Origin of the sequence: Sphingobium sp. TKS (genome assembly GCF_001563265.1) — a bacterium.
Classification (GTDB): Bacteria; Pseudomonadota; Alphaproteobacteria; order Sphingomonadales; family Sphingomonadaceae; genus Sphingobium.
This window is the reverse complement of the sequence record NZ_CP005083.1, coordinates 3,144,709-3,168,603: the sequence shown is the minus strand read 5'-3', so window position 1 is coordinate 3,168,603 and position 23,895 is coordinate 3,144,709. Positions and strand designations below refer to the sequence as shown.

Annotated in this window: 17 protein-coding genes and 1 pseudogene; 11 read left to right on the top strand and 7 right to left on the bottom strand. The window is 63.5% G+C overall.

From position 1 onward, the window contains the following. The first annotated feature begins 193 nt into the window (after window positions 1-193). From pnp to ligA, 6 genes and pseudogenes are all read left to right on the top strand, one after another. The gene (gene pnp / locus K426_RS15660; protein WP_066558933.1) at window positions 194-2,527 is read left to right on the top strand and encodes a polyribonucleotide nucleotidyltransferase; all 2,334 of its coding nucleotides are present in this window, start codon (window positions 194-196) and stop codon (window positions 2,525-2,527) included. Window positions 2,528-2,671: 144 nt separating this feature from the next. Further along, window positions 2,672-3,684 (top strand): annotated as a pseudogene (locus K426_RS15655) (sensor histidine kinase). Between the two features lie 59 nt (window positions 3,685-3,743). After that, window positions 3,744-4,529 (top strand): outer membrane protein assembly factor BamD, encoded by a 786-nt coding sequence (locus K426_RS15650; protein ID WP_066561873.1) that lies wholly within the window; start codon window positions 3,744-3,746, stop codon window positions 4,527-4,529. A gap of 108 nt (window positions 4,530-4,637) precedes the next feature. Continuing rightward, complete coding sequence (gene recN, locus K426_RS15645) at window positions 4,638-6,311, top strand: DNA repair protein RecN (RefSeq protein WP_066558930.1); 1,674 nt, start codon at window positions 4,638-4,640, stop codon at window positions 6,309-6,311. Window positions 6,312-6,482: 171 nt separating this feature from the next. Next, window positions 6,483-7,256: a WYL domain-containing protein gene (locus K426_RS30360; RefSeq protein ID WP_082748618.1), complete on the top strand. Its 774-nt coding sequence runs from the start codon at window positions 6,483-6,485 to the stop codon at window positions 7,254-7,256. Continuing rightward, window positions 7,256-9,391 carry an NAD-dependent DNA ligase LigA gene (gene ligA / locus K426_RS15635; protein WP_066558926.1) on the top strand — a complete coding sequence of 712 codons (2,136 nt, stop codon included), beginning with the start codon at window positions 7,256-7,258 and terminating at the stop codon, window positions 9,389-9,391. The genes K426_RS30360 and ligA overlap by 1 nt, the downstream gene beginning before the upstream one ends. Window positions 9,392-9,522: 131 nt before the next feature. Here ligA and yghU read toward each other — a convergent pair whose 3' ends face one another. After that, window positions 9,523-10,392 (bottom strand): glutathione-dependent disulfide-bond oxidoreductase, encoded by an 870-nt coding sequence (gene yghU, locus K426_RS15630; RefSeq protein ID WP_066558923.1) that lies wholly within the window; start codon window positions 10,390-10,392, stop codon window positions 9,523-9,525. Between the two features lie 160 nt (window positions 10,393-10,552). Further along, entirely contained in the window at window positions 10,553-13,516 is a 2,964-nt protein-coding gene (locus tag K426_RS15625) for a TonB-dependent receptor (RefSeq protein ID WP_066561871.1), read from the bottom strand. 457 nt (window positions 13,517-13,973) lie between these two features. On the opposite strand from K426_RS15625, the gene groES reads away from it, so the two are divergent. Both groES and groL read left to right on the top strand, forming a co-directional pair. Further along, on the top strand, window positions 13,974-14,261 hold the full coding sequence (groES, locus tag K426_RS15620; RefSeq protein ID WP_066558920.1) for a co-chaperone GroES: 288 nt from the start codon (window positions 13,974-13,976) through the stop codon (window positions 14,259-14,261). Window positions 14,262-14,337: 76 nt separating this feature from the next. Continuing rightward, window positions 14,338-15,984 carry a chaperonin GroEL gene (groL, locus tag K426_RS15615; RefSeq protein WP_066558918.1) on the top strand — a complete coding sequence of 549 codons (1,647 nt, stop codon included), beginning with the start codon at window positions 14,338-14,340 and terminating at the stop codon, window positions 15,982-15,984. Window positions 15,985-16,163: 179 nt separating this feature from the next. Here groL and K426_RS31335 read toward each other — a convergent pair whose 3' ends face one another. Beyond that, window positions 16,164-16,376 carry a hypothetical protein gene (locus K426_RS31335; protein WP_145907343.1) on the bottom strand — a complete coding sequence of 71 codons (213 nt, stop codon included), beginning with the start codon at window positions 16,374-16,376 and terminating at the stop codon, window positions 16,164-16,166. A 43-nt stretch (window positions 16,377-16,419) separates the two neighbouring features. Between K426_RS31335 and guaB the strand changes: the two genes are divergently transcribed. The 3 genes from guaB (at window position 16,420) to K426_RS15600 (ending at window position 19,710) form a co-directional block, all read left to right on the top strand. After that, a complete protein-coding gene (gene guaB / locus K426_RS15610) occupies window positions 16,420-17,877 on the top strand; it encodes an IMP dehydrogenase (protein WP_066558913.1) in 1,458 nt (485 codons plus the stop codon). Between the two features lie 46 nt (window positions 17,878-17,923). Then, window positions 17,924-19,099, top strand: a complete 1,176-nt coding sequence (locus K426_RS15605; RefSeq protein WP_066558911.1) for an RsmB/NOP family class I SAM-dependent RNA methyltransferase — start codon at window positions 17,924-17,926, stop codon at window positions 19,097-19,099. A 92-nt stretch (window positions 19,100-19,191) separates the two neighbouring features. Beyond that, window positions 19,192-19,710 (top strand): tetratricopeptide repeat protein, encoded by a 519-nt coding sequence (locus K426_RS15600; protein ID WP_066561869.1) that lies wholly within the window; start codon window positions 19,192-19,194, stop codon window positions 19,708-19,710. A 48-nt stretch (window positions 19,711-19,758) separates the two neighbouring features. On the opposite strand, the gene K426_RS15595 is transcribed toward K426_RS15600, so the two are convergent. The 4 genes from K426_RS15595 to K426_RS15580 are packed head-to-tail and all read right to left on the bottom strand — an operon-like array spanning window position 19,759 to window position 23,827. After that, entirely contained in the window at window positions 19,759-20,550 is a 792-nt protein-coding gene (locus tag K426_RS15595; protein ID WP_066558910.1) for a transporter, read from the bottom strand. Between the two features lie 28 nt (window positions 20,551-20,578). Beyond that, the gene (rsmA, locus tag K426_RS15590) at window positions 20,579-21,421 is read right to left on the bottom strand and encodes a 16S rRNA (adenine(1518)-N(6)/adenine(1519)-N(6))-dimethyltransferase RsmA (RefSeq protein ID WP_066558909.1); all 843 of its coding nucleotides are present in this window, start codon (window positions 21,419-21,421) and stop codon (window positions 20,579-20,581) included. Window positions 21,422-21,426: 5 nt separating this feature from the next. After that, window positions 21,427-22,464 (bottom strand): 4-hydroxythreonine-4-phosphate dehydrogenase PdxA, encoded by a 1,038-nt coding sequence (pdxA, locus tag K426_RS15585; RefSeq protein ID WP_066558906.1) that lies wholly within the window; start codon window positions 22,462-22,464, stop codon window positions 21,427-21,429. Then, window positions 22,442-23,827: a peptidylprolyl isomerase gene (locus K426_RS15580; protein ID WP_066558904.1), complete on the bottom strand. Its 1,386-nt coding sequence runs from the start codon at window positions 23,825-23,827 to the stop codon at window positions 22,442-22,444. Before K426_RS15580 ends, pdxA begins: the two co-directional genes overlap by 23 nt. Between the last annotated feature and the right edge of the window lie 68 nt (window positions 23,828-23,895).

Here is a 23,895-nt window from a genome sequence, read left to right as displayed (position 1 = left end):
GAACTGGGTTCCTGCGTTGGCTTACGCCGCCCTTCGGGTCGCAGGAACACGGTAAGCAGGTGAGGAGATTGTGCAATCCGGCGCGATCCCTCGAAACAAGGGGCCAGACGATGCCCCGAAACCGCCGCGCGCCGGATAGCGCGCAACACAGGCCCCGCCCGGCAATAGGGCCGCGCGGGCGAAGGAAAAATCTATGTTCGATGTAAAGAAGGTATCAATCGAGCTGGCAGGCAAGACCCTGACTCTCGAAACCGGCCGTATTGCGCGTCAGGCCGACGCCGCCGTGCTGGCGACCTATGGCGAGACGGTGGTGCTGTGCGCCGTGACCGCCGCCAAGTCGGTGAAGGAAGGACAGGACTTCTTCCCGCTGACCGTCCATTATCAGGAAAAATATTCGGCCGCCGGTCGCATTCCGGGTGGCTTCTTCAAGCGTGAGCGTGGCGCCACGGAAAAGGAAACGCTGGTTTCCCGCCTGATCGACCGCCCGATCCGCCCGCTCTTCCCCGAAGGTTTCTATAACGAAATCAACGTCATCGCTCAGGTTCTGAGCTTCGACGGCGAGAGCGAGCCCGATATCGTGGCGATGATCGCCGCTTCGGCCGCGCTGACCCTGTCGGGTGTGCCTTTCCTGGGTCCGATCGGCGCTGCCCGCGTCGGCTACAAGGATGGTGAATATCAGCTCAACCCGTCGCTGGACGAAGTGAAGACCGGCGAACTCGACCTGGTCGTCGCCGCCACCGGCAGTGCGGTGATGATGGTCGAATCCGAAGCCAAGGAGCTGTCGGAAGAGGTCATGCTCGGCGCCGTCCTGTTCGCCCATGAAGCCAGCAAGAAGATCGTCAACGCGATCATCGACCTTGCTGAAAAGGCGGCGAAGGATCCGTGGGACGTTGCCACGGGCGACAATCTGGATGACCTGAAGAAGAAGCTCAAGAAGCTGATCGGCAAGGACATCACCGCCGCCTACAAGCTGACCGACAAGTCGGCCCGCTCCAACGCGCTGAACGAAGCCCGCGCCAAGGCGAAGGCACAGTTCACCGCTGACGGCCTGGACGCCCAGACCGTCATGGCCGGCATCAAGCTGACCAAGAAGCTGGAAGCCGAGATCGTGCGCGGCGCCATCCTGAAGGACGGCAAGCGCATCGACGGCCGCACCACCACGCAGATTCGCCCGATCGAGGCGATCGTCGGTTTCCTGCCCCGCACCCATGGTTCGGCGCTGTTCACCCGTGGCGAAACGCAGTCGATCTGCACCACCACGCTGGGCACCAAGGACGCCGAGCAGATGATCGACGGCCTGAACGGCGTCTATTATGAAAACTTCATGCTGCACTATAACTTCCCGCCCTATTCGGTCGGTGAAGTCGGCCGCTTCGGCGCGCCGGGCCGTCGCGAAGTCGGTCATGGCAAGCTGGCATGGCGCGCCCTGCACCCCGTCCTGCCCAGCAAGGACGAGTTCCCCTACACCATCCGCGTCCTGTCCGACATCACCGAGTCCAACGGCTCGTCCTCGATGGCGACGGTCTGCGGCGGTTCGCTGTCGATGATGGACGCGGGCGTTCCGCTCAAGCGTCCGGTGTCGGGCATCGCCATGGGCCTGATCCTGGAAGGCAAGAATTTCGCTGTCCTCAGCGACATTCTGGGCGACGAGGATCATCTGGGCGACATGGACTTCAAGGTGGCGGGCACGGAAGCGGGCATCACCACCATGCAGATGGACATCAAGGTTGCCGGCATCACGCAGGAAATCTTCGAAGTCGCCCTGCGTCAGGCCAAGGAAGGCCGTGCCCATATCCTGGGTGAGATGAGCAAGGCGCTGTCCTCGACCCGTTCCGAGCTGTCGGCCCATGCCCCGCGCATCGAGACGATCCAGATCGACAAGTCGAAGATCCGCGACGTCATCGGCACCGGCGGCAAGGTCATCCGCGAGATCGTCGCGGAAACCGGCGCGAAGGTCGACATCGACGATGAGGGCATCATCAAGATCAGCTCGTCCGACATCGCTCAGATCGAAGCCGCCAAGGCGTGGATTCTCGGCATCGTCGAGGAAGCGGAAGTCGGCAAGATCTACACCGGCAAGGTCGTCAACATCGTCGACTTCGGTGCGTTCGTGAACTTCATGGGTGGCAAGGACGGCCTCGTCCACGTCTCCGAAATGAAGAATGAGCGCGTCGAAAAGCCGACCGACGTCGTGTCGGAAGGCCAGGAAGTGAAGGTCAAGGTTCTGGAGATCGACCCGCGCGGCAAGGTTCGCCTGTCCATGCGCGTCGTCGATCAGGAGACCGGCGAAGAGCTGGAGGACACCCGTCCTGCCCGCGAGCCGCGTGAACCGCGCGGCGACCGCGGTGATCGTGGTGATCGGGGCCGTGGCCCGCGTCGCGATGGCGGCGACCGTGGCGGTCGCGGTGGTGAAGGTCGTGGCGATCGTGGCCCGCGCCGTGACCGTGGCCCGCGTGGCGAAGGCGGCAAGGGCGGTGATGATGACGGCTCGAACGCCGGTCTGCCCGACTTCCTGACCCAGGACTGATCGCGCAAGCACATCGCTGAAACAGCAGGAAAGGGCGTCCGGATCATCCGGGCGCCCTTTTCGATGGAATCGAGTCTTTCCTGATCTCAATCAGTTGGCGGGAATGAAAGTTATGATACGGTAACAAAGGGTTTGGGGGGACATATGCAGCGCAGGAACGAAAAATTCGTGGAGCGCCTGCCGCTTGTCCTGCGGCGACCGTGGCAGGCCTATCTGCTGACGACAGCCTTCTGCCTGATCGCATTTGCGATCCGGAGCGCCGCCGAAATCGTCATGCCGGTCGGCTATCCTTTCGTGTCCTTCTTTCCTGCCGTCATTCTCTCATCCTTCCTCTTCGGCGTACGGCCGGGCATCTATGCGGGCCTGCTGTGCGGCGCGCTTTCCTGGTATTTCTTCATTCCGCCGCGCATGGGCATTGCATTCGATCCGGGTGTCCTGCTGGCCCTTGGCTTTTACGGCGCCGTCGTGGCGGTCGACATCGCGCTCATCCATTTCATGCAGAGGCGAATTTCAACCTCGCGATCGAGCGGGAGCGCAGCCGCGCGCTGGCGGAAAATCGCGAGCTGCTGTTTCACGAATTGCAGCACCGCGTGTCCAATAATCTTCAGGTCGTGGCCGCGATGCTCTCGCTCCAGCGGCGCGATGTCGACCATGACATCGCCCGCCGCGCCCTGGACGACGCCTCGGCCCGGCTGGCGCTGGTCGGACGGATCAGCCGTGCGCTCTACAATCCGTCGGGGGAGGGGCAGAATATCCGCGCCTTCTTAACGACATTGACCGCCGATGTGGTGGAAGCCAGCGGCCGTGATGACATAGCGCTGACCATCGAAGCGCCGGAAGACCTGATTCTCGAACCCGATATCGCCGTGCCGCTGGCGCTGATCGTGACGGAAGCGGTCAGCAACGCCATCGAACATGGCCTGCCGCATCGGGCGGGTCGCATCCATGTCGGTCTGGACATGGCGGACGGCGGGATCACGCTCCACGTAACCGACGACGGCAAGGGGATAGAGCCCGATTTCGACCTGGGCGGCAGTCAGAGTCTGGGCCTGCGCATTTCCAACGCGCTGGCGGGGCAATTGAACGGCCGTTTCTCCCTCCAGCGCTCGGCGCAGGGCGGCGCGACCGCACGGCTGGACCTGCCAGTCCGCGCATAGTGACGCTTGCCACCATTCTGCCGCTTGGCGCGGCGCATTCGCTCGGCTATGACCCGGCCATGCTGACGAAAACCATGACGCGCATCGGCGCGGCCACCGCACCGCTTCTGCTTGCCGCCCTGCTCGCCGGCTGCGCGACGTCGAAGAACAAGGCCGACACCCAATATGTCGCCCGCGACGTGTCCACGCTCTACAATGCGGGCAAATATCGGCTGGATCGGGGGCAGTACAAGCTCGCCGCCGCGCTGTTCGACGAGGTGGAGCGCCAGCATCCCTATTCGCCCTGGGCGCGCCGGGCGCAGCTCATGTCCGCCTTCAGCTATTATATGAATCAGGATTATCCCGAAGCGATCGGCGCCGCCCAGCGCTTCCTGTCGATTCATACCGGCAACAAGGACGCGCCCTACGCCTATTATCTGATCGCGCTTTGCTATTATGAACAGATTGCCGATGTCACCCGCGACCAGAAGATCACCCAGCAGTCGCTGGACGCGCTGGGCGAGCTGATCCGCCGCTATCCCGACACGCGCTACGCCGCCGACGCCCGGCTGAAGCTCGACCTCGTCAACGATCATCTGGCGGGCAAGGAAATGGAAGTCGGGCGCTTCTACCAGCGCCGGGGTCAGTGGCTGGCGGCGACGCTGCGCTTCCGCACGGTGATCGACAAATATCAGACGACCACGCATACGCCGGAAGCGCTGGAGCGTCTGGTGGAAAGCTATCTCTCGCTCGGCATTCCCGCCGAAGCGCAAAAGGCTGCCGCGGTACTGGGCAAGAACTATCCCGGTTCGAAATGGTATGAGCGGTCCTACAAGCTCATGCGGGAACATGCGCCCAAGGCTTAATCGGATGATATCGTCACCCCAGCGCAAGCTGGGGTTTCAGGCGTCCGGGCGCGACCTGGCGGCCCGAGATTCCGGCTTTCGCTGGAATGACATTCGCGGACCATCGTCATGTTGACCGCCCTGTCCATCCGCAATGTCGTGCTGATCGAGGCGCTGGACCTGGATTTCGGTTCCGGCCTGGGCGTGCTGACCGGCGAGACGGGGGCAGGCAAATCGATCCTGCTCGATTCGCTGGGTCTGGCGCTGGGGGCTCGCGCCGACAGCGGCCTCGTCCGCAATGGGGAGGCGCAGGCCAGCGTCACCGCCACCTTCGACACGCCCCGCGCCGATCATCGCGCGACGGACCTGCTGGCCGACAATGGCATCGACCTGGAACCGGGCGAGCCGCTGATCATCCGCCGCATGGTCAAGGCCGATGGCGGCAGCCGCGCCTTCATCAACGACCAGGCCTGTTCGGCCGCCTTGCTGCGTGACCTTAGCAGCGCATTGGTGGAAATCCACGGCCAGCACGACGATCGCGGTCTGCTCAACCCGCGTGGGCATCGGGCCTTGCTCGATTCCTATGGGCGCTGCGACACTGGCGCTGTCTCCGGCGCCTATCAGGCCTGGCGGGCCGCCGCCGACCGCCTTGCCGAAAGCCGCGCCAGCGTCGAAACGGCTGCCCGCGACCGCGATTACCTGACCCATGCGGTGGACGAACTCACCCGCTTCGCGCCCGAACCCGGCGAGGAAGCCCTGCTGGCCGAGGAACGCGCCACCATGCAGAAGGGTGCCCGCCTGTCCGACGATCTGTCCGCCGTTACCGAATGCTTCACCGGCTCCGATGGCGGCCTTGCCCAGTTGCGGCAGGCTGCCCGCCGACTCGACCGGATCGTCAGCGAATATGAGCTGCTGGCCGAGGTTCTCGCCGCGCTCGACCGTGCCGTGATCGAGGCGAGCGAAGCGGAGGACCGCCTGAACGAAGCCGCCGAGGCGCTGAGTTTCGATCCCGCCCGGCTCGACGCCATCGAGACCCGCCTGTTCGACCTGCGCGGCCTGGCCCGCAAGCATCAGGTGCAGCCCGACGATCTCGCCGCCCTGCGCAACGACATGGCCGCGAAACTGGCCGCGATCGAAGGTGGGGAGGAGCATCTTGCCGCCCTTGAAGCGGAGACGAGGGCCAAGGCGGCCGCCTATCGTGAAGCAGCGCAGGCTCTGTCCGCCGAACGACAGATGGCGGCGGGCAAGCTCGACGCCGCTGTCGCCGCCGAACTGGCGCCGCTGAAACTGGACGCCGCCCGCTTCCGCACCGTGGTCGCACCGCAGGGGGAGGGGCAATGGGGCGCCCATGGCATGGACCGGGTGGAGTTCGAAATCTCCACCAACCCCGGCGCGCCCTTCGCGCCGCTGGTCAAGATCGCTAGCGGAGGCGAATTGTCCCGCTTCATCCTCGCGCTCAAGGTCGCGCTGGCGGAGCAGGGCGGGGCGGACACGCTGATCTTCGACGAGATCGATCGCGGGGTAGGGGGCGCGGTCGCATCCGCCATCGGTGACCGCCTTGCGCGCTTGTCGAAGACCAATCAGATATTGGTCGTCACCCACAGCCCTCAGGTCGCGGCGCGGGGTGCGGGCCATATGCTGATCGCCAAATCGAGCGCCAATGTGAACGGGGGCACGGTCACGCGCACCGGCGTCCATGCTTTGAGCGATGGCGAACGGCGCGAAGAAATCGCCCGCATGCTCTCTGGCGCGGAGATCACCGCAGAGGCGCGGGCGCAGGCGGAAAGGCTGCTGGGAGTTTAGGATTTTTGTTCGAAGGAAAGTGGTGCTCCTGTGAATGCAGGAGCCCAGTCCTGCCGTTTGAACTGTGTTCCAGCCTTCGCAGGAGCACATTGCGCTTCAATCAAATCGAGGCAAACTCTAAAAGCTGGGGCTGCCGCAGAGGTGCGGCTGGATTTCTAAGGGGGCAAAAGGATGAGCAGTTTGTGGACGGAGGTTCGCGGGAAGTTTGTCGCAGCAAGAGCAATCCTCACCGACTTTGTTGTCCCCGATGAGGACGATCACCCTGCCTCTGTTCCCGAAGACGGGCTGCCTGCGTGGCAAGAAAAACTCATTTCGGTTTCTGGCCTACCCTTCGTTCTTACCTATCCGGCAAGCAAAGGCGAGGTTACTCAGCGGCTTGTAACCTGCCAACGATTGGATCGTGCCGCCGATACGCTCTATTTATGGGCTTTCTGTCATCATCGGGCGGCGGTGCGTCAATTTCGTGTCGATCGCATCACGGATATTGCTGATGCGGCGACGGGAGAGTTACTCGGTTCGCCATTGGCTTTCTTTGCACAATTTGAGATCGACAGATCGCAACGCTCGAAACCGGGTTGGGGTTTGAACGTTCGTCAACGAGCCGATTTCGTTGCTGTTCTGAATGCCCTAATGTTCATGGCTCGCTGTGATCGCGAATATCATCCGCTGGAACGACAGGCTCTGGAGGATTGTATTGCGCGCTACTGGTTGCGGTTCGAGGCTCCCGGTGATCCAGATATGGAGGCTATTCTCAACCATGCCGACCGGCTGGCGCCTGATGCGGAAACCTTTTTTGTCTCTTTGAACCGATGTGCTGCCGAACCGCGTTTGGTTCGGCTGTTAAAGGAGAGCGCTGCCGAGATTATCGATGCAGATGGTGTTCACGCGCCCCATGAAGTCTATTGGGGTTCGAAGATAGACGAGTTTTTCAAGAATCAGGGCTGATGACCGACCCCACGCAAATGACCGAAGCCGAAGCCGCCAATCGCCTGATGCGCCTGGCGCGCGAGATTGCACGTCACAACCGCCTTTATCACGATCAGGACGAGCCGGAGATTGCGGATGCCGACTATGACGCGCTCGTCCGCGAAAATAATGCGCTGGAAGCCGCCTTCCCGCATCTCATCCGCAGCGACTCTCCCAACGCCCAGGTCGGCGCAGCGCCCACCTCTTCGCTGAAGAAGGTGCAGCATGCCGTCCGTATGATGAGCCTCGACAACGGCTTTTCCGACGAGGACATAGCCGAATTCATCGCCCGCGTCCGCCGCTTCCTGGCGCTGCCCGAGGATGCCCCGGTGGCGCTGACCGCCGAGCCCAAGATCGACGGCCTGTCCTGCTCGCTGCGCTATGAAAAGGGCGAACTGGTCCTCGCCGCCACGCGCGGCGACGGCACGACCGGCGAGGATGTCACCGCCAATGTCCGCACCATCGACGACATCCCGCAGTGCCTGACGGGCGAAGCCATCCCCGATCTTTTCGAGGTCCGGGGCGAAGTCTATATGGCCAAGGCCGATTTCGTTGCCCTCAACGCGCGTTTGGCGGCCGAAGCCGAAGACCCGGAAAAGGCCCGCCAATTCGCCAACCCCCGCAACGCAGCCGCCGGATCGCTGCGCCAGAAGGACGCCGCCGTCACCGCCAGCCGCCCGCTGCGCTTCCTGGCCCATGGCTGGGGTGAGGTCAGCGCGGTCCCCGCCGAAACCCAGCTCGGCGTCATGCAGGTGATTGCGAACTGGGGCTTGCCCGTTTCCGACCGGCTCACCTGCGTCGACACGCTGGAAGCGCTGATCGCCCATTATCGCGCCATAGAGGCGGCGCGGGCCGACTTGCCCTTCGACATTGACGGCGTGGTCTATAAGGTCGATCGGCTCGACTGGCAGCAACGCCTGGGTTTCGTCGCCAAGGCTCCGCGCTGGGCCATCGCCCATAAATTCCCCGCCGAACGCGCCCAGACCACGCTGGAGGCGATCGATATCCAGGTCGGGCGCACCGGCAAGCTGACGCCGGTGGGCCGTCTGACCCCCGTCACTGTCGGCGGCGTCGTCGTTTCCAACGTCACCCTGCACAATGCCGACGAGATCGAGCGTCTGGGCGTACGTCCCGGCGACCGCATTGTCGTGCAGCGCGCGGGCGACGTCATTCCGCAGGTGGTCGACAATCTGACCCGCGATGCCGTGCGCGATCCTTTCACTTTCCCCGATCATTGCCCCGTTTGCCATTCGGAAGCCGTGCGCGAAGAGGGTGAGGTCGACATCCGCTGCACCGGCGGCCTGATCTGCGCGGCGCAGCGTTTCGAACGGCTGCGCCATTTCGTCAGCCGCGTCGCGCTCGATATCGAGGGGCTGGGCGAGAAGAGCATAGAGGAATTTCTCGATCTGGGCTGGATCACCGAACCCGCCGACATTTTCCGCCTGAAGGCTCACCGCCCAAGCCTGTTGGGCCGGGAGGGCTGGAAGGAAAAATCGGTCGACAATCTCCTCGCTGCCATAGAGGCGAAGCGTCGGCCCGACGCCGCCCGTCTGCTCTTCGGCCTGGGTATTCGTCATATCGGGGCGGTGACGGCGCGTGATCTGCTGAAACGCTATACGACGCTGGAGGCGATTCACGCGCTTGCCCGAGAGATCATCGCCCTGCGCGATGCCGCCGAGCCTGCGGAGGGGGAAGAGGAAGGCCGCTTCCGCAACCGCCTCGACAAGGCGATCGCGGAACATATCGGCGTCGAAAATGTGGGCTCAGCGGTCGGCCATGCACTGGCCGATTTCTTCCACGAGCCGCATAATGTGGAGGTGTGGAACGACCTGCTGAGCGAAGTCTCTCCGCCCGATTATGTGGTCGAAACCACCGCCAGCCAGGTCACGGGCAAGACGGTCGTCTTCACCGGCAAGCTGGAAACCATGAGCCGCGACGAGGCCAAGGCGCAGGCCGAACGGCTGGGCGCCAAGGCCGCCGGCTCGGTCAGCGCCAAGACCGACCTGGTGGTCGCCGGTCCCGGCGCCGGCTCGAAACTCAAACAGGCCGCCGCGCTCGGCATTGAAGTGATCGACGAAGCCGCCTGGGCGGAGATCGTGAAAGCGGCGGGATAGTGTGTGTGTGGCCGGTTTTGGACATTTCCAAGACATCCCCCTCCCGCAAGCGGGAGGGGGAATGGCGGGAAGCCACCCGGCGCAAAATTTCAAAACCGCCTAGGCAAAACCGGACAAGGATAAGGTCGCCCTCAGCTCGCCCCCTCCAGCTTGTCCTGCGTGCGCGTCGCAAAGTCGCCCGCTTCATGGCGTTCGTGTAGCTGTTCTTCCAGCGGCCCGTTCGCCTTGTTGACCATCCGCCCGCGCTTCACCGCGGGCCGCTCGTCGATCTGCTTCGCCCAGCGCAGCACATTCTTGTAGCTCTGCACGTCGAGAAACTCCGCCGCATCATAGGCGCGGCCCAGCGCGACGCCGCCATACCAGGGCCAGATCGCCATGTCCGCTATCGTATAATCCTCGCCCGCTATATATTCATGCTCGGCCAGTTGCCGGTCCAGCACATCGAGCTGCCGCTTGGCCTCCATCGCATAGCGGTTGATCGCATATTCGAATTTCTCCGGCGCATAGGCGAAGAAATGGCCGAAGCCGCCACCCAGGAGCGGCGCGCTGCCCATCTGCCAGAACAGCCAGTTGAGCGTCTCGGTGCGCTTGGTCGGATCGGTCGGCAGGAAAGCGCCGAATTTCTCGGCCAGATAGACCAGGATCGAGCCGGACTCGAACACCCGGCGGGGCGGAGAGACGCCATGGTCCATCAGCGCCGGGATCTTGCTGTTCGGATTGACCGAAACGAAGCCGCTGCCGAACTGATCGCCATCTCCGATACGGATCAGCCAGGCGTCATATTCCGCATCCTTGCCTGCCTTCAGCAACTCTTCCAGCAGGATCGTCACCTTTTGCCCATTGGGCGTGGCGAGCGAATAAAGTTGCAACGGATGTTTGCCGACCGGCAGCGCCTTTTCATGGGTCGGTCCCGCGATCGGCCGGTTGATGTTGGCAAAGGCGCCGCCATTATCCTTGTCCCAGGTCCAGACGCGCGGCGGAATATAGGCTGTGTCGGTCATGCAGGCGATCCCTCTAAAGGCTTCTAACAGGGGCGGCGGGTAGCGAGGAGGTCCACCGCTCCGGCGCTAGGTAAGGATCGCCCGCCCGCGATACAAACGCGCGCGCGCAAAAAAAGGGCGGCCCAAGGGAGGCCGCCCTTTCTCCCCCTTTAACGGAAGATCAGAATTTGAAGCTTGCCCCCGCCTTGAAGGTGCGGCCGATCAGCCCGGCATAATGCCAAGTGGTCAGGAAATTGGGCGAGCTTGTATAGGAAGCGGGCGCCAGCGGAGCCCGGCGACCGAACACATTGCCGACATTGGCGAAGAAGGTGAAATTCTCGTTCACTTCCACCTGAGCGTTCATGTCGACATTGATGAAGCTTTTCACATGGCAGAATTTGTCGGAATAGAGCGGATTGCTTGAATAGAGATTGTGGGCGCAGGAAAGGTCGAGCGATCCTTCGTCCGCCGCCACCGCCTTGATCTTGCCGACATAATAGGCCGTCGCGGTCAGGGCGAATTTCCTGATCTGCAACGTATTCTGCCAGTTGCCGCGCCAATCGGGCGTGCCGTTACCCGACGACAGCTCATAGGGGCCCATGGTGCCCGCATATTTCTGCACGCCCTTGGCAGTGTGCAGATCATATTGGATCACATGGGTCGCTTCGATCCGGCTCGTCCACATGATCTCGTCGCCCAGCGGAATCTTGGCGGTGGCCGAGAAGTCGACGCCCGACGTCACTGCATAGTTGGCGTTGACGAACGGTGCGTTGATGATCAGCACGCGGGGCAGGGCATTGGGGAATGCCGGGTCGGGCGCGTCGATGGCGTAGCAGCTATAGCCCGGCCCTACGGCAGCCACCGCAGCACAGGCAGCGGCCACGTTCGACTGTCCATAATAGGCGTTTCGAGCATCGCCTGTTTGCGGCCCCGCGACGATCAGGTCCGATTTCTTCACATTATAATAATCGACGGTCAGGCTCAGCCAGCGGGTCGGCTCGAAGATGGCGCCCGCCGTGAAGCTGCGCGACACTTCGGGCTTCAGGTCGGGATTGCCGGTCAGGCCGGACCCTAGCCGATATCTCTGCGAATAGCCGTTATTGCCATGCGCCAGTTGGAAGGAGGTTGGCGGCGTGAAGTTGGAGAAGCCCGCAAACTGGCTGCGCGGGTTCGATTCCGCGAAGGTCGGTGCCCGGAACCCCTTGGAGAAGGTGCCGCGCAGCGCCAGTTGCCGGATCGGCGTGAACTTCACCCCCAGCTTGGGCGAGAAGTGGCTGAACCCTTCCGAATAATGGTCGTAGCGGCCGGATGCGTTCACCTCCAGACTGTCGAGGATCGGCGCCTGCACTTCGAAATAGGCGGCCGAAACGGTATGTTTGCCGAAGGCCGCGGATGTCGTCAGCGTCCAGGTGTCCAGCGCCGCATTCTGGTTGTTGTTCTCCAGCATCTCATGGCGCACCTGCCCGCCGATGGCGATCTGGAGCGGGCCGCCCGGCAGGTCCATCAGCTTCTTGGTCACGGACGCATCGACCGAATACATTTCCGAATGCGACGGCGTGGTGATGTCAGGCGACACGAAGTCCCGCACCGCCTGGCTGTTGGCGGAGGGATTGACGAAATTATAGGCGCCCGTGTTGATCGCGTTCAGCGTGTTGGCGATGTTCAGATAGCCATATTGCGTGATCTTGAGGTTGTCGCGGGCGTAAACCCCGTCGATCTTCCAGTTCCAGTCGTCATTGATGCTGCCGCTGAAGCCGCCGGCGAAGCGCCACACCTCATTGGTGCGGTCGCTGCCCGCCGGAATGTCCCCGAACAGATAATGGATGCGCGCCGCGCCATTGGCGGGATCGTTGGCGAAGGCGGCCGCAAAGGGGTTGTTCGGATTGAGCTGACGATTGGCCGCCGTGGCGCAATTGACGCCCGCCGAGCAGATATAGACCGGCAGCACGATCCCCGGATTGTTCGACGCCAGCGATGGCGAAGCGCCGAAGGGCTGGGTGGCGCGCAGGGCGCGTGGCTGGTTGATGATGCTGACGAAGCTGTTGGAATACATGCCGGTCAGATAGGCTTCGACATTGTCGTTGATCCGCACGCTGATGCGGCCGCTAAAGGCATAGCGCCGCTGAAGGGGCGCGAGCTGATTATATTGATCCTCCAGATTATATTTGCAGACGGTGCCGACCTGCGCTCCCGTCTGGGTATAGGTGCCGTTGGCGCAGTTCAGGTTGAGCGCTTGATATTGGTTCGTCAGCAACGTGCCGCCGCCGGCAAGCGGATTGTTGAGGTCGGTCTGGCTGACCCGGGTTACCACTGCGGTCGGCGTGCCGTTATCTGCCTGGCCGGTCAGCGTGCTGTCATTATTATTGTTATCCAGCCCGCCGATGGAGGTCAGGTCCAGCGTGTTGTACGGAAAGCCACGGCTGTGGTTGGTGACGCGGCCGTCGCGCTGATATTCGCCGTTGACGTAGATATTCCAGCCCTGATCCTCATAGTCGCCATAGCCGGCGGTCAGGTCCAGCCGCTGGTGCGCGGCATCGCCCTGGAAGGCGGCGCCCGCCTCGGCGCTGCCCGCAATGCCGTTGAAATGCTTCTTCAGGATCAGGTTGACGACGCCGCCGATCGCATCGGCGCCATAGGTGGAGGACGCGCCGTCCTTCAGCACTTCGACCCGCTCGACCAGGCTGAACGGAATGGAGTTTAGGTCGACATAGGCATTGTGCCCGTCGTCGTTGATCGGGAAGTTGGTGGAGCGCAGCCCGTCCACCAGAACGAGCGTGGAGGACACGCCCAGGCCGCGCAGCGACACGGCCGAACCGCCAGCGGAAAAGCCGCTCTGGAAGCCGGTGCCGATGGATCCGGCGCTGTCGGCGGACACGGACCGGATGGCGTCGGAAGCAGTGGTGATGCCCGCCTTTTGCAGCGTCTCGGCGGTGAGAACCGTAACCGGGGATGGCGTTTCCGTATTGGTGCGGCGGAATAGTGATCCGGTGACGACGATGGTTTCGCCCTCATCGGCGGTGGAGGAGCTTTGCGGAGAGCTTTGGGCCAAGGCTGGTGTCGCCGCGACGGCGCTCAAGCTGGCAAGGGCAAACACGGAAAGGGCCGCGCCATCACGCAGCCGGGCAAATGTCTTCATCATAGACATCAGGCTATCCCCTCTGTGGCGCGCGCCGCGGTCTGGGAATGCCGCGACATCACGCTGCTTTTGTCCGACCATCCGCTATCCGGTTGAGCCGACAGGGGAATGTTGCTGTTCTGTTTTATTCACGTAAAGCAGTATTTCCCCGGCATCGGCCTGCATTTGTCGTATTTTTTGCACGTAGAAGCATTTTGGCAACAGTTTGACTGTCTCTGTCCGCACGGAAGTCTTATAGCGGCATCGTCATAATCTCTTTCGTTCTGCGTTCGGAAAATTCCGGGTCCAAAAAAATACGGGTGGCTCTTGATCTCCGGGCTTTCCCGTCCATATGAAACGGCGCTGGCACTCCCTGATCGGGAGTGCTAACAGACACGGGTTCATCGGGAGAAGGAGCCGGAGTCGCCGTCCATGGCGGTTCCACCTCATCCCATTTAAACGTCGTAAAGAGGGAAAGGCACACAACATGGCATTTCGTCCGTTGCATGACCGCGTTCTCGTTCGCCGCGTAGAGGCGGAAGAGAAGACTGCCGGCGGCATCATCATCCCCGACACCGCCAAGGAAAAGCCGCAGGAAGGCGAGATCGTCGCTGTCGGCACCGGCATCAAGGCCGAAGACGGCAAGGTCACTCCGCTGGACGTGAAGGCGGGCGACCGCGTGCTGTTCGGCAAGTGGTCGGGCACCGAAGTCAAGGTCGACGGTGAAGACCTGCTGATCATGAAGGAATCGGATATTCTGGGTGTTGTCGCCTAAAGGCGACGGGCTGGGCGTCGTCGTCTGACCTACTCAAGATTTCCCCGCACACACATTTGCAAGAAGGTTTTTACCCATGGCTGCAAAAGAAGTAAAATTCTCCCGCGACGCCCGTGAGCGCATTCTGCGCGGCGTCGACATCCTGGCCGACGCGGTCAAGGTGACGCTCGGCCCCAAGGGCCGCAACGTCGTCATCGACAAGAGCTTCGGCGCCCCCCGCATCACCAAGGACGGCGTCAGCGTCGCCAAGGAAATCGAACTGAAGGACAAGTTCGAGAATATGGGCGCCCAGATGGTCCGCGAAGTCGCTTCGAAGACCAACGACATCGCCGGTGACGGCACCACCACCGCGACCGTTCTGGCCCAGGCGATCGTTCGCGAAGGCATGAAGTCGGTTGCCGCCGGCATGAACCCGATGGACCTGAAGCGCGGCATCGACCTCGCCGTCGCCAAGGTCGTCGAAGACGTCAAGGCCCGCTCGAAGCCGGTTTCCGGTTCGCAGGAAGTCGCCCAGGTCGGCATCATCTCCGCCAACGGTGACGTCGAAGTCGGCCAGAAGATCGCGGAAGCGATGGAAAAGGTCGGCAAGGAAGGCGTCATCACCGTGGAAGAGGCCAAGGGTCTCGACTTCGAACTGGACGTCGTCGAAGGCATGCAGTTCGACCGCGGCTATCTGTCGCCCTATTTCATCACCAACCCGGAAAAGATGGCTGTCGAGCTGGCTGATCCGTACATCCTGATCCACGAGAAGAAGCTTTCGAACCTGCAGTCGATCCTGCCGATCCTCGAAGCCGTGGTTCAGTCGGGCCGTCCGCTCCTCATCATCGCTGAGGATATCGAAGGCGAAGCGCTGGCAACCCTGGTCGTCAACAAGCTGCGCGGTGGCCTGAAGGTCGCTGCGGTCAAGGCTCCCGGCTTCGGTGACCGCCGCAAGGCCATGCTGGAAGACATCGCCGTCCTGACCAAGGGCGAAGTGATCTCCGAAGACCTCGGCATCAAGCTCGAAAACGTCACCCTTGGCATGCTCGGCACCGCCAAGCGCATCACGATCGACAAGGACAACACCACCATCGTCGATGGCGCCGGTGATGGCGAAGCGATCAAGGGCCGCACCGAGCAGATCCGCGCTCAGATCGAGACCACCACGTCCGATTATGACCGCGAAAAGCTGCAGGAGCGTCTGGCGAAGCTGGCTGGCGGCGTGGCCGTCATCAAGGTCGGCGGCGCCACCGAAGTCGAAGTCAAGGAGCGCAAGGACCGCGTCGACGACGCGCTGCACGCGACCCGCGCAGCCGTTGAAGAAGGCATCGTCCCCGGTGGCGGCACGGCTCTGCTGTACGCGACCAAGGCTCTCAATGGCCTCAAGGGCGCCAATGACGACCAGACCCGTGGCATCGACATCATCCGCAAGGCCATCGAAGCGCCGCTGCGCCAGATCGCCCAGAATGCGGGCGTCGACGGCGCCGTCGTCGCTGGCAACCTGCTGCGCGAGAATGACGAGACCAAGGGCTTCAACGCCGCGACCGACACCTATGAGAACCTCGTCGCCGCTGGCGTCATCGACCCGACCAAGGTCGTTCGCGCCGCGCTGCAGGACGCCGCTTCGGTGGCCGGCCTGCTGATCACGACCGAAGCGACCATCGCTGAACTGCCCGCCGACGACAAGGCGCCGATGGGCATGCCCGGCGGCGGCATGGGCGGCATGGGCGGCATGGACTTCTAAGTCCTGCCCTCAAGCGAAACAGAAAAGGCTGGCGGAGCAATCCGCCAGTCTTTTTCTTGTGGCCGTTTTGGGTGGGGAGCGGCCTTCATTTCCGCCATCCCGGCGAAAGCTGGGATTTCAGGCGATAGCGCTCGACCTAGCCTCACGAGAACCCAGCTTTCGATGGGATGACAATATCATCAAACGCTCACTTTTTTGGCCATTTCCGGACATTTTCGAAGTTCGTCATTCCCGCCTTCGCGGGAATGACAAAACAGGAAGCGTCCGCCTTCCACCCAATCTAACCCCTCGACACCCCGTCCAAAATATCCCCGCAATAAAATACCATCGGGGGTCTGGCCGTTTTGCTGGTTAATGGTTACATGGGCCGCCACGAATCCCCCAGCGATCATGCTATGCCCCTGCATGGTCCGCGCAGCAGAAAGTGGCTTTTACATGGATATTCGCCTTGGCCTCACCTTCGACGACGTGCTGTTGCAGCCCGCCGAATCCGATGTGTTGCCCAGCCAGGCGGACACCAGCACTTACGTAACCAAGGCGATCAGGCTCAACATCCCGGTCCTGTCGTCCGCCATGGACACGGTGACGGAAGCCGACATGGCAATCGTCATGGCGCAGTTGGGCGGGATCGGCGTGTTGCACCGCAATCTCTCGATCGAGGAACAGGCGGACGCTGTGCGCGCGGTCAAGCGCTTCGAAAGCGGCATGGTGGTGAACCCCATCACCATCACCCCCAATGCCACGCTGGCCGATGCCCAGATGCTGATGGCGCGCCACAAGATCAGCGGCATTCCAGTGGTCGAGGCTACGGGCAAGCTGGTCGGCATCCTCACCAACCGCGACGTGCGCTTCGCGGAAAACCCGGCCCAGCCGGTGAGCGAATTGATGACGCACGACAATCTTGCGACGGTGAAGACGGGTGTGGGCCAGGATGAGGCGATGCGCCTGCTGCACCAGCGGCGCATCGAAAAGCTGCTGGTGGTGGACGATCATTATCATTGCGTCGGCCTCATCACCGTCAAGGATATCGAGAAGGCCGTCACCTATCCGCAGGCGACCAAGGACGCTTCGGGCCGCCTGCGCGTGGCGGCGGCATCGACCGTGGGTGATGCAGGGCTGGAGCGCAGCAAGGCGCTGATCGACGCGGAGTGCGACCTGATCGTCATCGATACCGCCCATGGTCACAGCAGGCAGGTCGCGGTCGCCGTCGAGGCGGTGAAGAAGCTGTCCAACCATGTTCAGGTCGTGGCCGGCAATGTCGCCACCGCCGAGGCGACCAAGGCGCTGATCGGGGCGGGCGCGGATTGCGTGAAGGTGGGTATCGGGCCGGGGTCGATCTGCACCACCCGCGTGGTCGCGGGCGTGGGCGTGCCACAGCTTACCGCCGTCATGGATTCGGCGGAGGAAGCTGCCAAGCAGGGCGTTCCGGTGATCGCGGACGGCGGGTTGCGCACCTCGGGCGATGTGGCGAAAGCGCTGGCGGCGGGCGCAGGCTGCGTCATGGTTGGCTCACTGCTGGCGGGCACGGCGGAGGCGCCGGGCGAAACCTTCCTCTATCAAGGGCGCGCCTATAAGAGCTATCGCGGCATGGGCAGCGTCGGCGCGATGGCGCGGGGGTCGGCGGACCGCTATTTTCAGGCGGACATCAAGGATCAGATGAAGCTGGTGCCCGAAGGCATTGAGGGTCAGGTGCCCTTCAAGGGACCGGCGAAGGATGTCATCCATCAGCTCGTCGGCGGCGTGAAGGCGGCCATGGGCTATACCGGCAGCCGCACGATCAAGGATCTTCAGGAGCGGGCGCGCTTCGTTCAGATCACCAATGCCGGATTGTCGGAAAGCCATGTGCATGATGTGACGATCACGCGGGAAGCGCCCAATTATCCGACGCGTTGAAGCCTTGTAAATTCCCCTCCCGCTTGCGGAAGGGGGGAGTGTTTTGATGACCCCTTCCGCTCGTGTCCAAGCCGCCATCGAACTGCTCGACGCCATCATCGCCTCGGCGCGGGATGGCGGTCCGGCGGCGGACACGCTGATCGCCCGCTATTTCAAGGAACGGCGCTATGCCGGGTCGCGTGACCGGCGGGCGGTGCGGGACCATGTCTATGACGCCGTGCGGCGCGTGGCCGATCGGCCCGAGAGCGGGCGCGCCGCCATGGTCGGGCTCGTACGGGAGCGGGCGGAACTGGCGGCGCTGTTCGATGGGTCGGCGCATGGCCCTGCGCCGATCACCGATGCGGAAGCGGGCGCCCTGGCCGGCATCGTGCCCAGCTGGATCGAGCCGCTGCTGGCCGCGCCGGTGGAGCGCGAGGCGTTGCTTGGTCGGGCGCCCGTCGATCTGCGCGTCAATCGGTTGAAGGCCGATCTGGACAGGGTCGCGCCGCATTATCCTGAAGCGATCCGGCTATCGGGACTGCCCGACGCGTTGCGCCTGCCCGAAGGCGCGCCCGTCGAGCAGAGCGATCCCTGGAAATGGGGTCAGGTCGAGGTGCAGGATGCGGGCAGCCAGTTGATCGCGCTCGCCTGCGCCGCCGCGCCGGGCATGACCGTGATCGATCTTTGCGCCGGGGCGGGCGGCAAGACGCTGGCGCTGGCCGCAGCGATGGCGGGCAAGGGGACGCTGATCGCCGCCGATACCATCCGTTCGCGCCTAGCCCGGCTCGATCCGCGGGCCGAGCGGGCCGGGGCGACCTTCATCGAGACACTGCTGCTCGATCAGGGGCATGAGGCGGGTGCGCTGGAAAGTCTGAAGGGCCGGGCGGATGTCGTGCTGGTCGACGCGCCCTGTTCGGGGACCGGCACCTGGCGGCGCAATCCGGAGGCGCGCTGGCGGCTGACTCCGGCCCGGCTTGACCGGCTGGTGGCGGAGCAGGCACGTATCCTCGATTTCGCGGCGCCCTTGCTGGCGCCGGGCGGTGCGTTGGTTTATGCTACCTGCGCGCTGACGGACCGGGAGGGGCGGGATCAGGTGCGGGCATTTCTGGAACGGCATGACGGTTGGACCGCCGAAAGGATCGAAGCGGCGATGGGCCGTGCCCATGGCGATGGATTGCTGCTGACGCCGGGCCATGACGGCACCGACGGTTTCTATGTCGCGCGCCTGCGGCGGGCCGTTTGAAAGAGTCGATGGACAAGCGGGCGCAAAATCGCGACACTTGTCAGCCGGAATTCGGGTCGGAATCAATGCCTGAAACATGGCTGGAGTTGTGCATGCGTTTTACCCCTGCTTCGATCGCCTTGGCTGTCCTGCTGACTACCGTTTCCAGCGCAGGCCTGTCGCAGCGGCCGGATTCGCAGATATCGCCCTTGTCGGTAGAGTGGCAGAAGGCGGGCGAGACGGCGCGCAAGGCGGGCAATTATCAGGGCGCGACCGATGCGCTGGAAAGCGCGCTGGCGGTCGATCCGCGCAACCGCTCCGCCTATATCGAGCTGGCGCAGGTCGCTCGGGCGCAGGGTTTGCAGGGCAAGGCGATCCGCCTGTATCGCGAGGCGCTGTTGCTGGAACCCAATGATGTTGCTGCTCTGGTGGGACAGGGCGAGGCGATGGTCGAAAAGGGTGCGATCGCCAAGGCCAAGGAAAATCTCGCCCAGGCGCAGGGGCTGTGCAAGGCGAACTGTGCCGCCGTGGGCCAGTTGGCGGCAGCGATCGAAAAGGGTCCGCCCGCGACGGTGTTGAGTTCGAAGGATGCGGTGCCAGCGCCCAAGGCGGCGGCGACCGAAACGCCCTGATGGCTTACCTTCGGATGCAGGAACACATCTGATTAAACTGGAGACGTTTCAAAAACGTCGTGACAGGCCGATATAGATTTCCGCGTCCGGCGTAGCGTGGTTGAGGCCGAAATTCGCCCCGGCATCCAGCATGAGAGACGCCTGCGGCTTGAAGGCGAGCGAAACGGAGCTGAGGGTCTGGGTCGACGATTCCTCCGGGTCTCGATCGTGAATGACCTGCATTTCCAGCGAGGCATTCCATTTCTCGCCAAGATCGGCGGACAGGCCGCCCGCGCTGCCATAAGCGAGGTGGCGGCCATGGCCGCCTTCATCGGCGGCGGCGTCGATTTCCGGGGTGGCGATCAGGCTGAGATTGTCGGTCAGCGCATAGCTGAAGGGGAGCTGGAAGGAAGCGCTCCAGGTGCCGTCGCTGACGGCATCGCTTCCGGTCGGCAGAGTGATCGTCGCCGCGCCCGCGAGCGATAGCGCATCGCCATCGGGATTGAACAGGGCGCGTTTGAGACCCAGGCTGAGGTCGCCCATGCCGGACGCATGACTGCGCCCACCACTGAGCCGATCAATGTCGCGCCGCCATAAATAGGCTGTCCAGGCTGCGTGCAGTTCGGTGTTGCCGTCGAGGCCGTAGCGCCATTCGGTGTCGCCCAGAGTGACGCTGGTCGTCTTCCGCTCGGGCGTCTTGTCGCGGGCAAGGTCGGCCAGACCGATTTCCACCTGCCAATGGCCCTTGTCCAAAATGCAGGGCGGGGTGTCGAGGCCGGGGCGTTCCGGGCAGAAATCGCGCAGTTGCGCCTGCGCCGGGCTGGCGAGAAGGGCGAGAAGAAACGGGAGGGTACGCAGCATGGACGGCCTTTGAAAGCTTGGCGATTCGTCAGGAACGGCCCATCATCCGTGCGGTTGCGACGAATTCCTCGACGCTTACGGTTTCGGCCCGGCGTTGAGGGTCGATGCCGACCACCTCCAGCGCGTCCAGTGCGCCGGGCAGGCCTTTCAGGCTCTGGCGCAGCATCTTGCGGCGCTGGCCGAAGGCGGCTGCGGTGAGGCGTTCGAGATGCTTCAGTTGCACGCCTTCGGGCGCGGGTTTGGGGGTGATGTGGACGACTGCTGACATCACCTTAGGTGGGGGCGTGAAGGCGCTGCGGTGGACCTTCATCGCAATCTTGGCGTCGCTCCGCCATTGGGCGAGCACCGCGAGGCGGCCATAATGGTCGCCGCCGGGCTTGGCGGCGATGCGCTCGGCTACCTCCATCTGGAACATCAGGGTCAGCGTCGACCACCAGGGGAGCGGAGCCCACTCTGCCGAAAGCCAGCCGATCAGCAGGGCCGTGCCGACATTATAGGGCAGGTTGGCGATGATATGCGCGCCTTCGCCCGCTTCGGCGCGGGCATTGATCTGCATGGCGTCGCCGGAAATGACGCGGAGCTGGCCGGGAAAGGCTTCGGACAGTTCGGCCAGCGCCGGAAGGCAACGACGGTCGCGTTCGACGGCGACCAGATTCGCGCCCGCCCTCAGGATCGCGCGAGTGAGGCCACCGGGACCGGGGCCGACTTCGAAGGCCGACTGGTCCTTGATCGGGCCGGGGATGGCGGCGATGCGATCCAGCAATTGCTCGTCCAGCAGGAAATTCTGGCCGAGCGCCTTGCTCGCCTGAAGGCCGTGGGCGGCGATGACCTCCCGCAGTGGTGGGAGCTTGGGGCGGATATCAGCAGTCATGAGGCTCAGCAGCCGGGGGTCAACCGGGCGCGGGCGGCTTCGGCGGCCATCCGGATCGCGGCCATCATCGCGCCGGGATTGGCGCTGTCCTTGCCTGCTATGCCGAAGGCGGTGCCATGGTCGGGCGAGGTGCGCACGATGGGAAGGCCCAAAGTGATGTTGACGCCCTCATCGAAATTCAGCGTCTTGATCGGGATCAGCGCCTGATCGTGATACATGCAGAGCGCGGCGTCATAGGTTTCGCGGGCGCGGGTGTGGAACAGGGTGTCGGCGGCGAGTGGGCCGATAATGTCGTAACCCTCGGCCTGGAGCGATTCCACGGCCGGGCGGATGATGTCGATCTCCTCCCGGCCCAGCGCCCCGCCTTCGCCCGCATGGGGGTTGAGCCCGGCGACGACCAGGCGCGGACGACCGATGCCGAAATTGCGCTGGAGTCCCTTGGCGGTGGTGATGGCGCGGGCGCGGATCAGATCGATCGTCAGCACGGACGCCACATCGGCCAAGGGGATATGGATGGTGATCGGCACGACCTTCAACGACGGCCCGGCCAGCATCATCACGGCGTTATGCGGCGCCACGCCGCAACGTTCAGCGATGAACTCGGTCTGCCCCGGATGGGTGAAGCCGACGCCGTAAAGCTGTTCCTTGCCCACCGGCGCGGTGACGATCCCCGCCGCGGAACCGCTGCGGGCGAGGCCGACCGCGACTTCCAACGCCTGAAACGCCGTGCGCGCGCCGTCCATGCTGGGCGTGCCGGGGATGATTTCGCCAGCATCGGCCACCTGCAGGCAGGGGAGGGCGTCGTCGAACGCCATGATCGCTTCCTCCGGCGAGCTGACCATCTGGACCGGGCCGGACCAGACCGCCCGCAGCGAAGCGGCGTCACCGACCGCGAAGAAAGGCGACAGGCCGCGTGCCTCCCGCATCACCCAGCTTTTGGCGACGATTTCCGGCCCAATGCCCGCCGGATCGCCAAGCGAGACGGCGAAGGGCGGCCCCATCGCGTGAGGGTCCGCCGGATCAGTTATAGTCGATAACGGCATCGCGGCGGAGATCGCGCAGATAGATGCGCGCGCGCTTGTTGACCCGTTCCTCCTCAAGCTGCGCCATGATCTGTTCTGCATTGGGCGCAGCGGCGGAAGTGGCTTCGTCACGGCCGCAGACGACCAGCACGCGCACGCCGTCCGCGATCGAGCCGAAGGGCGGCGTCGCCTCGCCCACCTGGAGGTTGAGCAGAATGTCCTGCAACTGCGGCGGCAGATCGCGCAGCTTCACATTGTCATTGTCGACCACGTCGGCGCCGATCTTGCCGCCCAGTTCATTGGCTTGGCCGCAGCCCTTGATGGTCTTGACCTGCGCGGCGAAGGCCGCAGCTCTGCTGCTCGCCTGTTCCTTGGTCGTGCCGGCGGGGAAGCTGACGGAAAGCTGCTTGAGGCTGAGCAGGGCATCGCGCGGATCGGCGGTCAGCACCTTACGCTTGTCCATGACATAGATGACCGACACGCCGCCGGGCACGCTGATCGGCCCCGCGATCTGGCCGACCTGCATTGCGGCCGCGGCCTGCGCCAGTTCGTCGGGCAATTGGGCGGGACGGACCCAGCCCAGATCGCCGCCGACCGCCGCCGTCGAAGCCTCGGAGAATTGGCGGGCATAGGCTGCGAAGCTGCCGCCCTGCTTGATCTGCTCGATGATGTTGCGGGCGTTGGCCAGGATCTGCTGCTGATTTTCGGGCGTGGCCGAGAGATAGATCTCACCGATGCGGAACTCGTCGCTGCCCTTGGCCGCATTCATGCGGTCGACCACCGACTTCACCTCGTCCTCCGACACGTTGACGAAGGGCTGGATGTTGCGGCGGAGCAGGCGGCTCCAGGCCAGTTCGCCCTCGATCTGGCGCTTGATGCTGGCGGACGCGCTGCCCTGCGTGCGCAGATATTGGTCGAACTGGGCGGGGGACTGGCGGAAATTGGCCGCGACCCTTTCATAGCTTTGTTCGATCTCGGCCTTGTCGACCTTGATGTCGTTGGCGGCGGCTTCCTGGATCTGCAGCGTCTCGTCGATCAGGTTGCGCAGAACCTGGACGCGAAGCCGCTCCTTCTCCTCGTCCGACACCTTGCCGCCATTGGCGGTGATGATCAGGGCCAGACGCTGGTCGACGTCGGTGCCGGTGATGATGCGGCCGTTGACGATGGCGGTCGCCTTGCGGACATTGGGATCGCTCTTGCCGAAGACGGTCACGTCCTTGGGCAAGTTGAGCTGCTGGGTTCCGACATTGTCATCGTCATTGACCGTCTGGGCAGCGACGCTTTGCACGCCCGTCGCCAGGAGGGCCGAGGACAGGAGCATGGTGCGAAGACCCGACCGGACATGGCGGCCAATGCGGTAAAACGGGAAAACGACAGGCTGCATCGTCGACAAAACTCTCCAATCGGTTCGGCACGAGATGCGCCGATCCGCCTTAACCGGTGCTGAGCGGA